Consider the following 16648-nt stretch of genomic DNA (forward strand, 5'->3'; position numbering starts at 1 on the left):
GTGAGCCGCCTCAACCACCAGACCCGGGAGCGCATACATGCATGCTGTCGACGAGCGCGAAGCGTCCTACGGCGAGGCTCGGCTGTGGTCGCTGTATCGCCTGGACGGCCCGACTGCAGCGAACAACGTGCCATTGGCTGTCGAGTTCCGCGGACCCCTGGACGTCGACGCACTGAACAACGCGGTGATCGCCGTGGCGCGGCGCCACGTTCCGTTGCGCACGGTGTATGCCGAGGTCGACGGGCGGCTGAACCCGACCATCGTCGATCCGACGGCCGCCGCCCTGCAGGTCATCGACTGCCGCCGGGAAGATCTGCTGCGCGTGCGGGCCGACCTGGAGAACTGGGCCTGCGACCTGGGGACCGAGATTCCGTTTCGCGCCCGGTTGCTGCGGGTGTCCCCCGACGAACACGTGCTGTCGCTGGTGATCCACCACATCGCCATCGACGGCAACTCGATCGGTCCCCTGTTCGACGACCTGCAAAAGAGCTATCGCGCACACCGCGACGGTGCAGGTGACGCGGCGCAACGGCCGGCGGCCCACTACCACGACTACGTGCGCTACCACCGTGAACTTCTGGCGACCCCGGGCCTGCAGGACGAACAGCTCGAACATTGGCGCGGGGTGCTCGACGGCGCCCCTGCCGAGGTGGCGCTACCGCTGGACCGGCCGCGCCCGGCGGTGCGCAGCTACCGCGGCGACTCGGTGCTGATCCCGCTGCCCGACGATCTGTCGAGGCGGGTGACCGATATCGCGCGGGCAGCCGATGTGACACCGTTCGTCGTGCTCTCCAGCACGGTGGCCGCCGTGTTGTCCCGGCTCGGCGCCGGTGACGACATCTCGCTCGGCACGCCGGTGGCCGGCCGACTCGAAGAGGACTTCGACGACCTGGTCGGCTTCTTCATCAACATGCTGCCGCTGCGGCTCGACCTCAGCGGTCATCCGCGGTTCTCCGAACTCCTACACCGGGGCCGTCGCACGCTGTTCGCGGCACTGAGCAACCAGGAGGTCCCGTTCGAGAAGATCGTCGACGCCGTCAACCCGGTCCGTTCACCGAACCGCAACCCGCTGTTCCAGACGATGGTGTCGCTGCAGCCGGCGGATCCGGAACGCCTCGACCTCCCCGGCGTCCAGGGCCGCCTCCTCGACCCCGTGGTCACCCCGGCCGCATTCGACATCGCCTTCGAATTCTTCGACCTGCCCTCCGGGGGACGGCGACTGCGGATCATCTACAGCACCGACATCTTCGACCGTGCGGGCGTCGAATCACTGGGCCGCCGGCTGCTCCGCGCGCTGGCTGCGGTGACCGCCGACCCCGACATCCGACTCGGCGATATCCCTCTGGTCGACGACGCCGGCCGCTGGTCCGCCGTGGGCTTCGGACCGGCTGGCCTGCGCGCGACGGTCACCGACCTGTTCGACGCGCAGGTACGCCGCACCCCGCGCGGCATCGCACTGCGCCATGGCGACAACGAGATCCGCTACGACGAACTGTCCGACGCCGCCGACCGACTCGCCGGCGCACTGGTCGATGCCGGCGTGTGCCGCGGTGACACCGTGGCCATCGCGCTCGCCAGGGGCACCGATCTGGTGATCGCACTGTTGGCGGTATTACGCGCCGGCGCAGCGTATCTGCCCATCGATCGGCGCTACCCCACCCAGCGTGCGCAGTACATGTGGTCCGACGCGCAACCCCGCGTCATCATCGTCGACGACACGACTGCGCCGGACTGGTCCGACCATCCCTCGGTGCCCGTCACCGCCCGAGTGCAACAGCGCACCGCCGTACCGCTCGGCCCCGATGATGCGGCCTACGTCGTCTACACCTCCGGGAGCACCGGGCGACCCAAGGGAGTGGTCGGCACCCACGGTGCACTCGCCAACCGGCTGTGGTGGGCCGCCCGATCATGGTCGGCGCGTGCCGGAGCAGACATCCGGATTGCCAAGAGCTCCATCGGGTTCATCGACGGCAGCACCGAAATACTCGGTGGGCTGTTGGCCGGCGCACTGGTCGTCATCGCCGATGACGACACCGCGGGCGACGGTGACGCCCTGACCGAACTGATCGAACATGCCGGTGCCACACAGATACTCGCGGTCCCCAGCCTGGCCGGCGCCATCGCCGATGCCGCACCCGAGCGGCTCGGGTCCGTCGCGCGGTGGATCTGCAGCGGCGAGCGGCTCGACTCCTCGACCGTATCGGCACTGCGGGCGGTGTCCCCCACCGCCGAACTCGTCAACTCCTACGGCTCGACCGAGGTTGCCGGTGATGTGCTGACCGCCATCGTCGATGATGGCCGGATATCGTTGGGGCGCCCCGTCCCCGGTGTCACCATCCACATTCTGGGCCCGCACCTGGAGGTCGTACCACCAGGTGTCGCGGGTGAGATCTATGTCAGCGGACTCCAGCTGGCGCGCGGCTATATCGGCCAACCGGGCATCACCGCCACCCGTTTCGTCGCCAACCCGCACGGCGGAGCCGGGGAGCGGCTGTACCGCACCGGCGACATCGCCAGGTGGACACCCGATCATCAGGTCGAGTACCTGGGCCGAGCCGATGATCAGGTGAGCCTGCACGGCTTCCGCATCGAGCTCGCCGAGGTGGAAGCCGCCCTCGCCGAGCTACCCGGTGTGCACAACGCCGCCGCGGCGGTGCGGGAGAACCCGGCCGGGGGCCGGCGACTGATCGGCTACGTCACCGCCGAGGACAGCGTCGACCCGGAACGCAGCCGGGCCGCACTGGCACGCAGACTGCCCGACTACATGGTCCCGGCCATGCTGGTCCAGCTTCCCGAAATACCGCGTGGCGCAACCGGAAAAATCGATCGCCGGGGGCTGCCCGATCCCGAATTCACCACCGCATCCGGCGGTCGCGCGCCCCGCACCGAGTTCGAGACGGTGCTCTGTGAAGCGATGGCCACGGCCGTCGGGATCCCGGTCGTCGGCGCCGATGACCAGTTCTTCGCCATGGGTGGTGACTCGATGTCGGCCATCCGCGTCGCATCGCTGGCCCGCGGCCATGGCGTCGCAGTCACGCCCCGGCAGGTGCTCGAGCACCCCACACCCGCGGCACTGGCCACCGTCGCGCGCAGCGTTGCGATCCACGGCCAGTCCCCCGATACAGAAACCACGTCCGCCGCCATCGAACTCAGTGCCGCCGACCGAGCCGAACTAACCGCACTCGGGCCGATCCACACGGTCCTGCCACTGCTACCCCTGCAATACGGGATGTACCTGCATTCGGCATATACCGAGCCGGAGACCGATCTTTACCGCATCCAACAGATCGCCCACCTGAGCGGTCCGCTCGATCCCGATGCACTGCACGAGGCCGTCCGGACGGTCATTGCACGCCACCCCGCCCTGCGGGTGGCCATTCACACGCTGGTCGACGGATCACCGGTGCAGGTCGTCCTCGATGAGGTCGAACCTCGTTGGCGCAGCCTCGATCTGCGCGATATTGACCCGGATGAGGCACAGGCCGAACTCCTGCGCATCGCCGCCGCCGAACGCAGCGCGCCGCTGACCCTCGACCGGCCTCCGTTGCTTCGCCATGTCCTGGTATCGCTGGCCGACGACGACCACCGGTTGGTCCAGTCGATGCACCACATCCTCGCCGACGGTTGGTCGCTGTCCTCGATGTTCGACGAGATTGCACGGGTCCACAACGCGATCGTGGCCGGCTCCTCGCCGGACATCGCCGTCGATCGCTTTACCGACTTCGTCGCACACACCGAGCGTCGGGCCGAAAAGGCCTCGCGGGCATGGGAGAAAATCCTGGTCGAGGCCCGGCCCACCCTGCTCGCCGCGAACGACTCGCACGCGGTCGCGAGCCAAGACCACCGGGACGTGACCACCAGTCTGTCTCGCGATCGTGCCGAACGCCTCTACGCGGCCGCCCGGCGCGCAGGTGTCACCGCGGCCACCGCCGTGCACGCGGCGTGGGGCCTGGCACTCGGTCGTCGACTCGGGATCGACAGCGTCGTCTTCGGCTCGCTGGTCTCCGGGCGCGGCACAGGCTATCCCGGTGTCGAATCGATCGTCGGCCTGCTCATCAACACGGTACCGGTGCCGCTGTCGTGGCAACCCGCGGACAGCCTGAGCGCAGTGGCCGCCCGGCTGCAGCAACAGCAGAATCGCGTGCTGGAGGCCCAGCACGCGCGGCTCACCGACCTGACCCGGTCCGCCGGCACCCGCACCCTGTTCGACAGCGTGGTGGTGATGGAGAACTTCCCGGACACGAGCGCCACCGACGGTGGTCCAAACACGCTGACCTACCGGGGATTCGACGGATCCAGCGTCATGACCGATTATCCGGTCGCGTTGGTCGCCGACGCCGCCGACGACCTGCAACTCCGACTCGACTACGACCCCGGGCTGATCGGCACCGCACCCGCCGGTGATCTCCTCGGCGATGTCGTGACCATTCTCGAGACCTTCGCGGCCGACACCGCCACGACGATCGCGGCGCTGCCGCCGGTCGACACGCTACCCGCATCACCGACCACCGGGGCCGTCGCAGCCGGTACCCCCGCCCGCACCGCCGATGCCGCGGTCGTGGCGCAGCTGACGGGACTGTACACCGACCTCCTCGGCGTCCCGGCCGGCGCAGACGACGATTTCTTCACCCTCGGTGGTGACAGCGTGCTGGTGATCCGCCTCGCCGGACGCGCGCGCCGCAGCGGACTGCCGCTCAAGCCGCAGCTGGTCTTCGCCCACCGGACGCCCGCCGCGGTGGCGGCCGCCCTTAACGTCGATTCTGCGCCGCACGAAGCGGCCCCCCTCGCCGACGGGCCGCTACTGACACTGTCCGAGTCCGAGCGCGACAGGGTGGTCGCGGCGACCGAACGCACCGTCGTCGACGTGTGGCCGCTGTCGCCTCTGCAGGCCGGGATCTACTTCCAGGCCCGCTACGCCGAGAACGCCGCGGTCTACATCCTGCAGAACGTCATGGAGCTGCGCGACAACGTCGACATCGCCGCCATGCAGTGGGCGTATGCGCTTGTGCTGGAACGCAACCCGGTACTGCGCTCGGGATTCGTCGCCGATGATCTGCCACACCCGGTGGCCTTCATCGCCGGCGACCCGTCCTGCCGCGTGCGGCTCGTCGATCTGTCCGAGAAGGACCGGGACAGTGCCGTGGCCGATACGCAACGGCTGATCGAGCAGGACCGCCACGTTCCGTTCGACATGACGGCGCCGCCGTTGTCGCGGCTCACCGTCATTCGCAGGCCCGGCGGTGACGCGCTGATCCTGAGCTGCCATGTGTTGCTGATGGACGGTTGGTCACGCGAGCTGCTGATGCGCGACCTGCTCAGCGCCTACGCGATGGCCACACAGGGACGCCTGAGCCCGCCGCGTGGTCCCGCGCACGGCTACCAGGATTATCTGCGCTGGCTCGGCGCCCAGGACAGCGCCGCCGCCGCCGACTATTGGGCACACGTCCACGACGGACTCACCGAACCGACCCTGCTGCTGCCCGAGGCCGCGGGTGCCGAACCGGCGATGACCGCGCGGGTCGACCTCCAGCTGTCCGACGACTGCGCACACGCACTGCGGGAGACCGCGCAACAACTCGGCGTCACCCTCAACGCGCTGCTCACCACCGCACTCGGCATCGTCCTTGGTTACGAGACGGGCCGCGACGACGTGGTTTTCGGCACCACCGTCGCCGGCCGACCCACCGAAGTCGACGGCTCCGACGCAGTCATCGGATTGTTCCTCAACACCGTTCCGGTGCGCCTGCGCCTCGACCCGGCCGCATCGGTGGCCGATACCGTGCGTGGTGCACAGGCCGACCGCCTGCGGGCACTCGACCATGAGTTCCTCGGCCTCGGTGATATTCAGCGCGCGGTGGCCGACGCGCACCGCGGCGCCGGTCTGCTCTCCGGCGGCGGCGCGTTGTTCGACAACCTGTTCGTGCTGCAGAACTTCTGGAGCGATGAGGCGTTCGCCGATGCCGAGAGCGAGTTCGGCATCCTCAGCCATGACACCTTCGACGCGTCCCACTATCCCCTGACGTGGGTGGTGGCTCCCGGGGACACCCTCGCGGTGAAGCTGGAGTACCGGCCCGATTTCGTCACCGAATCGGCCGCCCGACGCCTGCTCGACCGCTACCGCACCGTCGTCGAATTCCTCGCCACCCGACCCGATGCCGCCCTCTGCTCCGTCACGGTCCAGCTCCCCGACGAACGCGACGGCCGTGCCCACCGAAGCAGCCAGGCCCATCACGATGTGCCCGACCTGACCATCGCCGAGATGCTCGCCGACTATTCCGACGGAGACAGCACGGCGCTGGTGTACGGTTCCGCCTCGGTGACCCGCACCGAACTCGACCAGCGGGTCAGCCGCTTGGCGGGTCTGCTTGTCGCCGAGGGCATCACCGGTGAGGATACCGTCGCGCTGGCCATCCCGCGCTCCATCGACACCGTGGTCGCCCTGTTCGCGGTGCTGCGCGCCGGTGCTGCCTACTTGCCTCTGGAGCTGGACTATCCCGACGAGCGCCTGGCCGTGATGCTCGACGATGCCCGTCCGCGGATCCTGCTCACCACGACGGCGGTGCGCGAACGCATCGCATCCATCACCCCGCCGGACTGCCTGCGGATCACCGTGGACGACCCCGAGACCCGCAGTGCGCTGGATGCGTTGGCGCCGAACTGGGCCGGCGAACGACCCGCACCGGATCGCCCGGCGTATGTCATCTACACATCCGGGTCCACCGGCAAGCCCAAGGGTGTCGTCACGCCCTACCGCGGTCTGACCAATATGCACTTCAACCACCGGGAAGCCATCTTCGCTCCCGCGATCGCCAAGGCCGGCGGTCGGCGCCTGCGCATCGCCCATACGGTGTCCTTCGCGTTCGACATGTCCTGGGAAGAACTGCTGTGGCTGGTCGAGGGACACGAGGTGCACATCTGCGACGAGGTGTTGCGCCGCGACGCGGCCGCACTGGTCGCGTACTGCCGAGCACACCTGATCGACGTCATCAATGTGACGCCGACCTATGCCCAGCTGTTGTTCGAAGAGGGCCTGCTCGACGACGGGGAACACCACCCCGTACTCGTCCTGCTCGGGGGTGAGGCGGTGCCGCCGTCGGTGTGGGACCGGCTCCGCGACGACCCCACCACCTACGGCTACAACCTCTACGGACCCACCGAATACACCATCAACACCCTGGGCGGTGGCACCGACGACAGTGCCGAACCCACCGTCGGACAGCCGATCTGGAATACCGATGCGCATATCCTCGATCCGTGGCTGCGCCCCGTCGCCGACGGCCATCCCGGCGAGCTCTATATCGCCGGCGCCGGCCTGGCCCGCGGTTACGCGCACCGATTCGGTCTGACGGCGCAGCGTTTCGTCGCCAATCCCTACCCCACCGCCACCGCGCCGGCCGGCACCCGGATGTACCGCACCGGTGACCTGGTCCGCCGCGGCGCCGACGGCAATATCGAATTCCTCGGCAGGACCGACGAGCAGGTCAAGATCCGCGGCCACCGCGTCGAGCTCGGCGACGTGGAATCAGCGATCGTCGCCCATCCGAGCGCCGCACAGGCCGCGGTGATCGCCACCGCCGACCCGCGGGTGCCCGGCACGCAGCGCCTCGTCGCCTATGTGGTGCCCGCCGCCACCCCCGAGGCCGACCGGACGGCCGCCGAAAGCGCTCATGTGGGCGAATGGGAACAGATCTACTCCGACGAATACTCGACGATCTCCACCGCGGTGTTCGTCGAAGACTACGCCGGCTGGGATTCGAGCTACGACGGTGCACCCATTCCGTTCGAGGAGATGTCGGAGTGGCGGGCCACGACGGTGGCCGCCATCGCCGATCTGTCCCCGGCACGGATCCTCGAGATCGGCGTCGGTACTGGGCTTTTGCTCGGACAGCTCGCGCCACGGGTCGACGAGTACTGGGGTACCGATCTGGCCGCACCGGTGATCGAGGCGCTGAACAACGAACTGGGCACCGATCTGGAGCTGAGCGATCGGATCCATTTGACCGTGGCCCCCGCCGATCGACTCGGTGAGATCCCCACCGGCCATTTCGATGTGGTCGTCATCAACTCCGTGATCCAGTACTTCCCGTCGGTGCGCTACCTGGCCGATGTGGTCGAGAGTGCGGCCCGACACCTGCGGCCCGGCGGTGCGCTCTTCATCGGCGATGTGCGTAACAGGTTGCTGCTGGACACCTTTCACACCGCGATCGCACTGTCGCGAAGTGACTCCGACAGCACCGACGCCGAGCAGGTGCGCCGTGCCGCCGAGCGGGGCGTGGAGCTGGAGAAGGAACTGCTGCTCGATCCCGACTTCTTCGTCGCGCTCGCACACCGTCTGGGCATGACGGTCGAGATCAGACTCAAGACCGGCGCATTCCACAACGAACTCACCCGGCACCGCTACGACGTGATCCTGCGCGCTGATGCGCCCGCCGCACCGACGCACCGCACGACACTGCACTGGCCAGGTGACCTGGGGACGGTGAAAGCCGCGCTCGCGGAGGCGGGTCCGGACGGGCTACGGGTCACGGCCATCCCCAACGGCCGACTGGCCGGCGAGATCGCCGCGACGGCCCACCTCGCGGCGGGCGATATCGCGGAGGCCAGGACCGCGCTGAGCGCCCCCGCCGGAATCGACCCGGCGCACCTGCACGCGCTCGCCGGTGAGACCGGCTGGACTGTCCGGTTGACCTGGCATCCCGGCGACCCGGCGTTGATGGACGCCGTGTTCACCACCACGGACGAGCCACTCGGTGACCTGTACAGCTCGGCTACCGTCGACCGCCCGTTGGAGGAGCTCGGCAACAACCCCGCCGGGTCGCGCGAGCGCTCGGCGACCGTCGCAGCGTTGCGCCGCCACCTGCGCGACACCCTGCCCGACTATATGGTGCCGTCGGCCTTCGTTGCGCTGGAACGGATTCCGTTGACCGATAACGGCAAATTGGATGTCCGAGCGCTCCCCGATGCCGACGCAGTGGCACCGGTCTCCACCAGCCGCGCTGCCCAGAATCCCGTCGAGGAACTCTTGGCCGAGTTGTTCGCCGAGGTGCTCGGCATCGACGAGGTCGGCGTCGAGGACAACTTCTTCGACATCGGTGGCCATTCGCTGCTGACCATCCGGCTGATGAGCCGGGTGCGCAGCGCGATGGGCGCCGAACTCACCATCCGCGATGTGTTCGACGCCCCGACCGTCGCCCAGCTGGCCACCAAGCTCCGGCTCGACGGCCCCTCCCGACCGGAGCTGACCGTAGCGACACGCCCCGAGCGGCTGCCGCTGTCGGCAGGGCAGGAACGCCTGTTCATCCTCGAACAGCTCGGGGAAACCGGTGCGGCATACAACTATCCGCTGACCTTCCGGCTCCGCGGACCGCTCGATACGGACGCGTTCACCGCTGCGCTGACCGATGTGGTGGACCGCCACGAGGTGCTGCGCACGGTCTTCACAACGCAGGATGGCACCCTGCAGCAGACCATTCTGCCCGCCGGTGCGCGGGTGCCGGTGAGGGTGCTCGATTGCGACGAATCCGCCGTCGGTGGCCTCGTGGACGCCGCGGCGGACCACCGCTTCGATCTGAACACCGATATCCCCCTGCGTGCGACGATCATGCGGGTCGCCGAAGACGATCATGTTGTCGCGCTGATCCTGCACCACATCGCCGTCGACGAATGGTCGGATGCGCCGCTGCTCGACGACCTGGCCACCGCCTACCGGGCCCGACGGGCCGGACGGGCACCCGCGTGGTCACCGCTTCCCCTGCAGTACGCCGATTACGCGCTGTGGCAACAGGATCTGCTGGCTTCCGTCGCCGACGAGCAGACCGCGTTCTGGACTGCGACGCTGGCGGGCGCACCGGATGAGCTGGCGTTGCCCACCGACAGGCCGCGCCCGGCCAAGCCCAGCGGCGCAGGCAGCACGCTGCAACTGGACCTGCCGGCCCCGGTGGTCGCGGGCCTGCGTCGGATGACCGCTGAGCATCAGGTCAGCACGGTGATGTGCTTCCACGCCGCCGTCGCCGCGTTGATGCACCGGCTCGGCGCGGGCGAGGACATCGTGGTCGGGACACCGGTTGCCGGGCGCACCGAGGCGGAGTTGAACCCGCTGGTCGGGTTCTTCGTCAACACCGTAGTGCTACGCGTCGACGTGTCGGGTAATCCCACGTTCGTGGAACTGCTCGATCGGGTTCGCGATGTCGACCTGGCGGCCTTCGACCACCAGGATCTGCCGTTCGATCGAGTGGTCGAGGCGCTCAACCCGCCGCGGGCCGCGGGGCGTAACCCGCTGTTCCAGACCTTCGTCGGCTACCACTACCGCGATGATGCGACCGCCGATGTACTGGACCTGCCGACAGAGTGGTTGTCGCCCAACGTCACCGCCGCCATGTTCGACCTCGGCTTCACCCTGATCGACAACATCGCCCGCGGGCGGATGACGGTCCTGGCGGAGTTCGCCACCGACCTGTTCGATCCCGAGACCGTCGAGCGCTTTACCGAACGCCTGCTGACGCTGCTCACCCAGGTGGTCGCCGAACCCGACACCCGCATAGCGGATTCCGCGGTGTTCCTGCCCGGTGAACGTCAGTGGCTCGACGAAGTCGGCACCGGACCGGCCACCCCGATATCACCGGACGACCTGGCCACGATGGTGATCCAGCAGGCGCTGCGCAGCCCCGATGCCGTTGCCGTGCGCGGTGACGAGACGGACACCGCGCTCACCTACGCCGAGCTCGACGAGTGGTCCCGCAGGCTCGCCGCCGACCTGGCCGGCCAGGGTGCCGGGCCCGGCACCCTCATCGGGCTGGCGGTACCGCGGTCGGTCGAGCTGGTCGTCGCCCTGGTGGCGATCGCCCGCTGCGGTGCGGCATTCCTGCCGCTGGACAGTGACTTCCCCGCCGATCGACTGCAGTTCATGCTCGATGACGCGCAGCCGGTGACCGTCCTGCGGGACCGCGAACGGATCCGTGCCGCGCGACACGGTGAAAAAGCCCTTCCGACAAACGGATCCGAAAACGCTGCCCGGGGTGAGAACTGGGCGTATGTGCTCTATACGTCGGGGACCACGGGACGGCCCAAGGGTGTGCCCGTGCCTCACCGCGCCATCGCCAACCGGATCGCCTGGCTGCAGGAGGCCTACCCGCTGGCGGTGAGCGACCGGATGCTGGTCAAGACGCCGATCAGCTTCGACACCTCGGTGTGGGAGGTCTTCTGGCCCCTCAGTGTAGGTGCGACGCTTGTGCTCGCCCGCCCAGGCGGGCACCGCGAACCCCGCTACCTCGCCGAGACCATTGCCGCCCATGGCGTCACCGCCGTCGACTTCGTCCCGTCGGTGCTCGAACTGTTCCTCGACGAACTCGATATCGACACCGCAGGCACACCCGATCTGTCCAGCCTGACCCGGGTCACCGTGGGTGGTGAGGCCTTGTCCCGGGACCTCGCCGAGCGAACCATCCGGCGATTGGGCGTACCCCTGCACAACCTGTACGGACCCACCGAGACCGCTGTGGACGTTCTGGGCTGGACCGCCGACGGTGGTCCCGTCGCGATCGGCGTCCCCGGTGCCAACGTCCGTGCCTACGTCCTCGACAGCCGCTTGCGGCCCACCCCTCCAGGCATTCCCGGTGAGCTCTACCTGGCCGGCGTGCAGTTGGCGGACGGGTATCTGGGCAGGCCCGCGCTGACCGCGGAGCGATTCGTCGCCGATCCCTGGGGCCCGGCCGGTGCCCGCATGTACCGCACTGGCGACGTGGTGCGGTGGCGGTCGGACGGACAGCTGGAGTATCGCGGCCGCGACGACGACCAGATCAAGGTCCGCGGCGTGCGCATCGAACCCGGTGAGATCGAGACGGTGCTCGCCCGGCACCCGGCCGTCAGCTCGGTCCGTGTGCTTCTGCGCGGAGGTGCGCTCGTCGCCTATTACGTATGTGCTGGCGCGGATTCACCCACCGCCGAGCAACTCCGGCGCTTCGGTGCGCAATCGCTGCCGATGCACATGGTGCCCGCCGCGTTCGTCGAGCTCGACGCGCTGCCGGTGACGGCGACCGGCAAGCTCGACCGTGATGCGCTACCGGACCCGCACCCCTCCGCCGGGTCCGGCAGGCCACCGGTCACGCCGACCGAGATCACATTGTGCGATCTGGTCGGCGACATCCTCGGCGTGGACGCCGTCGGCCTCGACGACGACTTCTTCGCCCTCGGTGGGCATTCGCTGTCGGCGATCAGGCTGCTCGGCAGGATCCGCGCGGTCCTGGGCACCGAGTTCAGTCTTCGTGAGCTGTTCGACGCCCCCACGGTCGCCGAACTCGCGGCCCGGGTCGACCAGGACAGCGGTGTCGCGGCGGTCCGGCCGGCATTGAGCGCGCGGCCCAGGCCCGACCGGGTGCCATTGTCGCCCGGACAGTCCAGCATGCGACTGCACTACGCCCTGGAGGGGCCAAATCCGACCTACAACGTGCCCATGGTGTGGCGGGTCGACGGTCGGTTCGATATCGCGACACTGGAACTCGCACTGCACGACGTGATCGGGCGCTACGAGATCTTGCGGACCATCTATCCCGACCGGGACGGTGTTTTCGAGCCGCGTGTCCTCGACCCTGCCGAGGTGGATCTGCACGTCACGCTGATCGCCGACCACGAGCTGCGCGACGCGGCACGGTACTGCTTCCGCCTCGACGAGGAGATACCGGTCAAGGTGTTCCTCGCCGAATTGGGCACCGGGAGCGTGCTGTTGGTCAACATCCACCACATCGCCACCGACGAATGGTCCGATGAACCGCTGCTGCGCAATCTGCGCACAGCCTATGAGGCACGTCGTTGCGGGCTGGCACCGCAATGGCCGGAGTTGTCGCTGCAGTACGCCGACTATGCGATGTGGCACGCCGAATTGCTCGACGCTGTGGCCGAGAAGCAGCTGCGGTACTGGCAGGACACGCTGGCCGGGGTTCCCGAAGAGACCGGCCTGCCGACCGATCACCCACGCCTGCCGACGAATACGTTCCGCGGTGGCACCGTGACGACATCGCTGCCGCCCAGTACCGTCAGCGCGCTACGCGGACTCGCGCGTGACAACCAGGCGACGATGTTCATGGTCGCCCACTCCGCCGTGGTTACGTTGTTGAACCGGATGGGCGCCGGCGACGATATCGTCGTCGGCACGCCGGTGTCGGGACGATCGGATGTGCTGTTGCACGACCAGATCGGCTATTTCCTGAACACGGTCGTGTTGCGCTCCCAGGTGCACGCCGGGCAGACCTTCGCCGAGTTGTTGGCCGACAACCGGGCGGGCGTTCTGCAGGCATTCGACCACCAGGACATCCCCTTCGACCGGATCGTCAAGGAAGTGAATCCCCTTCGCGTCCGCGGCCAGCACCCGCTGTTCCAGATCATGATGATGTACCTGGTGAGCGGTGACACCGAGCGCGTCGAGATCGACGGGATGACGCTGTCCGCCGATGAGGTCGACACCGGGACGGCGAAGTTCGACCTGTCGATCGACTTCGTCGAGCACGCCGACGAATCGGTCACCCTCACCATGGAATACAACGCCGACCTGTTCGAGGCGTCGACCATCGACGCGCTGTCGGCCCGCCTGCTGGCGGTGTTCGACCGGGTGTCGGAGGACGCGGGCGTCCGGCTGGCCGATCTCGACATGCTCATCGAATCCGAGTCCGATCGGATCGCCGAATGGGAGCGCGGCGCCGAACTGTCCGCGCCGGCGACGACGCTGACGGCCCTGTTCGAGGCGCAGGTGCGCGCCGCACCTACCGCCGTGGCGATCATCGACGGTGCGCGGGAACTGACGTTCGACGAGGTGAACCGTCGGGCGAACCGGCTCGCGCGCCACGCGATTGCCCGCGGTCTCGGGGCCGACGATATCGCGGCGCTGGATCTGCCCCGTTCGGCCGATGTGCTGATCGCAATCCTGGCCGTGCACAAGGCGGGTGGGGCATATCTGGCCCTCGATGCCGAATACCCCACCGAGCGGATCACGCATATGCTCGCCGACGCCCGGCCGGTGCTCACCATCACGGCCGAGACGATGGACGAAGCAGACGGTGACCCGATGCTCTCCGATGCCGACGTCACCGATGCCGAGCGCCGCATCCCGGTGCGTCCGGATCATGCTGCCTACCTGATCTATACCTCGGGCAGCACCGGCAAGCCCAAGGGTGTCGTCGTGCCACAGCGCAGCATCGTCAACCTGTTCGCCAGCCACCGCGAACGCCTCTACCGGCCGACGATGGCGACCGCGGGCCGAGACCGGCTTCGGGTCGGGCACGCCTGGTCGTTCGCGTTCGACGCGTCGTGGCAACCGCAGTTGTGGTTGTACGACGGACACACCATCTGCCTGGTATCGGACGAGACACGTCGCGATCCTGCGCTGCTGGCCGCCCAGCTCGACGACCAAGAATTCGACTTCGTCGAGCTGACACCGTCGATGTTCGACAGCGTCGCGCGCGCCGGGGCCGTCCGCGACGGGGCGTGCCGATTGTCCGCGATCGGCGTCGGCGGCGAGGCCGTCCCGCCGGAGCTGTGGGCCGAACTGGGCGCGATGCCGTCGACCCGGGCCTACAACCTGTACGGGCCGACGGAGACCACCGTCGACGCCCTGGTCGCCGAGCCCGACGGTTCGTTCGAGGCGAAGATCGGCACCCCGGTGGCGAACTCGACGGTCTACGTACTCGATCAGTGGTTGCGCCGCGTTCCGCCCGGGGTGCGCGGTGAGCTGTACGTCGCGGGAGCGGGGCTGGCGCGCGGCTATCTCGGCCAATCAGCCAACACCGCACAGCGTTTCGTCGCCAACCCCTACCGCGACGGTGAGCGGATGTACCGGACCGGTGATCTGGTCAGCTGGTCGGTCGACGGGCAGTTGATCTACCACGGCAGGGCCGACGAGCAGGTCAAGATCCGCGGCTATCGGGTGGAACTCGGTGAGATCGAGTCCGCGCTGCGGGCAACACCCGACGTCGCGGACGCGGCCGTCGTGGCCCGCCACGACACTGCCAATCATGCTGTGCTCGTGGGGTATGCCGTGCGGGCCCCTGGTTGTGCACCCGACCCCGCCGAGCTCAAACGTCACCTGTCCACCCGGCTGCCGACCTATATGGTCCCGGCGGCGGTCGTGCTCGTCGAAGCCATTCCGTTGCTGCCCAACGGCAAACTGAATCGGGCCGGTCTACCGATGCCCGATCTGGCCACCGCCCCGGCGGTGCCACCGCGCAACGAGCTGGAGGCCGCGCTGTGCGATGCGGTTGCCGCGGTCATCGGGTGTGACGACATCGGTATCCACGACGACTTCTTCGAGCGCGGCGGTGACAGCGTCGCCACCATGCGTCTGGTCGCCGCCGCCCATGCCGCCGGGATCGCCGTCAGTGCCCGTCAGATCTTCGAGCACCGCACGGTCGCCGAACTGGCGACCGTCTGCGCCGCCAGCTCAACCGCTGGTCACGAAAGCTGAGATGAGCCGATGAGAATGGCTACCGGCGGGCCGATCCCGTGAACACAACACACCGCGAAGCGGCCCGCGGTCGGCGCACTGCGTTCGCGGTGTGTGGGGTCAGCTGACGATTGCCGGGACGGTGTCCGGGTTGCCGTCGAGTGCCACGGCGAGCTGCGGGGCCAGCCGATCCAACAGGTACGGGATCGACAGCACCGAGGCGAAGTAGTAGGCGCAGCTGGCGTCGGAGCCGCCCTGGATGAAAACCGAACGGTCTTCGCGGGCGACCCGCAGCCGGGAGAAGATCGGGTCAGCGGCCAGTTCGGCCTTCAGCGCCGGGACATCCTTGGGCTCCCAGACCAGAACATCGGCATCGATCAGGTCGGCGCGCTCGAAACTGATGGTGGCGTCGAAGTTCTCGCCCAGCGCGTCCTTGACAGCAGCGGACTGGGTGAAACCGAGCATCTGCAGGAATTGGCCGCGCGGATCGGTCGCCGCGGAGACGCTGTAACCGTCCTCATTGCGGTAGACCGACAGCCCGGTCTTGCCCTCGAATTGCGGGTAGGTGGACTTGGTCTCGGCGATCTTCTCGCGGGTCTGGGCCAGCAGCTGGTCACCCTTGGCCTTTTCGTCGAGAGCCTGCGCGAGGATGGGGGTGATCTGTTCCCAGGTCGCGGCGTAATCGTTGGTGTCCTTCGGCTGGGCCAACGTCGGCGCGATCTGCGAAAGGCGCGCGTACTGCGTATCGGTCAGGTCGGAGTACAGGCCGACGATCAGATCGGGTTTGAGGTTGGCGATCTCCTCGTACGGCGGCGCACCGTCGGCGGCGAAGGACAACTCGGCGGGCGCCTGCCGGTCCCCGAGCAGGTCCTTCGACCACGGGCCGAGCACGCCGGTGGTGAAGTATCCGTCCCAGGTCATGACGGCGACAGGCACGGTCCCGAGTGCGATCAGGGTGTCCTGCTCCTGCAGCCCGATCACCACGACGCGGCTGGGCTTCTGCTCAAGCGTGGTGCTGCCGTAGCGATGGTCGATGGTGACCGGGTAGGACCCCGACTGCTGGGCCGAGGTGGTCGAGGAGTCGGTTCGGCTGCTCGAGCAACCGGCAGCGACCAGGGCGAACAACATCACGAAGAGCATCAATACCCGGCCGCGCGCCCGCTTGCCGCCACGGCGGTCCGTGCTGGTCTGTCGCTCGGGCATGGTTGCCGCGATGGTCAT

2 protein-coding genes are annotated in these 16648 nt (G+C 68.3%); one reads left to right on the forward strand and one right to left on the reverse strand.

The window, feature by feature from the left end:
- Positions 1 to 37 precede the first annotated feature (37 nt).
- Positions 38 to 15448 carry a non-ribosomal peptide synthetase gene (locus PGN27_RS09780; protein ID WP_335325948.1) on the forward strand — a complete coding sequence of 5137 codons (15411 nt, stop codon included), beginning with the start codon at positions 38 to 40 and terminating at the stop codon, positions 15446 to 15448.
- A 99-nt stretch (positions 15449 to 15547) separates the two neighbouring features.
- Here PGN27_RS09780 and PGN27_RS09785 read toward each other — a convergent pair whose 3' ends face one another.
- Positions 15548 to 16648 (reverse strand): iron-siderophore ABC transporter substrate-binding protein, encoded by a 1101-nt coding sequence (locus PGN27_RS09785; RefSeq protein WP_335325949.1) that lies wholly within the window; start codon positions 16646 to 16648, stop codon positions 15548 to 15550.

Origin of the sequence: Mycolicibacterium neoaurum (genome assembly GCF_036946495.1) — a bacterium.
Taxonomy (GTDB): domain Bacteria; phylum Actinomycetota; class Actinomycetes; order Mycobacteriales; family Mycobacteriaceae; genus Mycobacterium; species Mycobacterium neoaurum_B.

Coding starts and splice junctions, on each gene's coding strand:
- PGN27_RS09780 (WP_335325948.1), top strand. CDS start 38: ATGCATGCTGTCGACGAGCGCGAAGCGTCCTACGGCGAGGCTCGGCTG.
- PGN27_RS09785 (WP_335325949.1), bottom strand. CDS start 16,648: ATGACCATCGCGGCAACCATGCCCGAGCGACAGACCAGCACGGACCGC.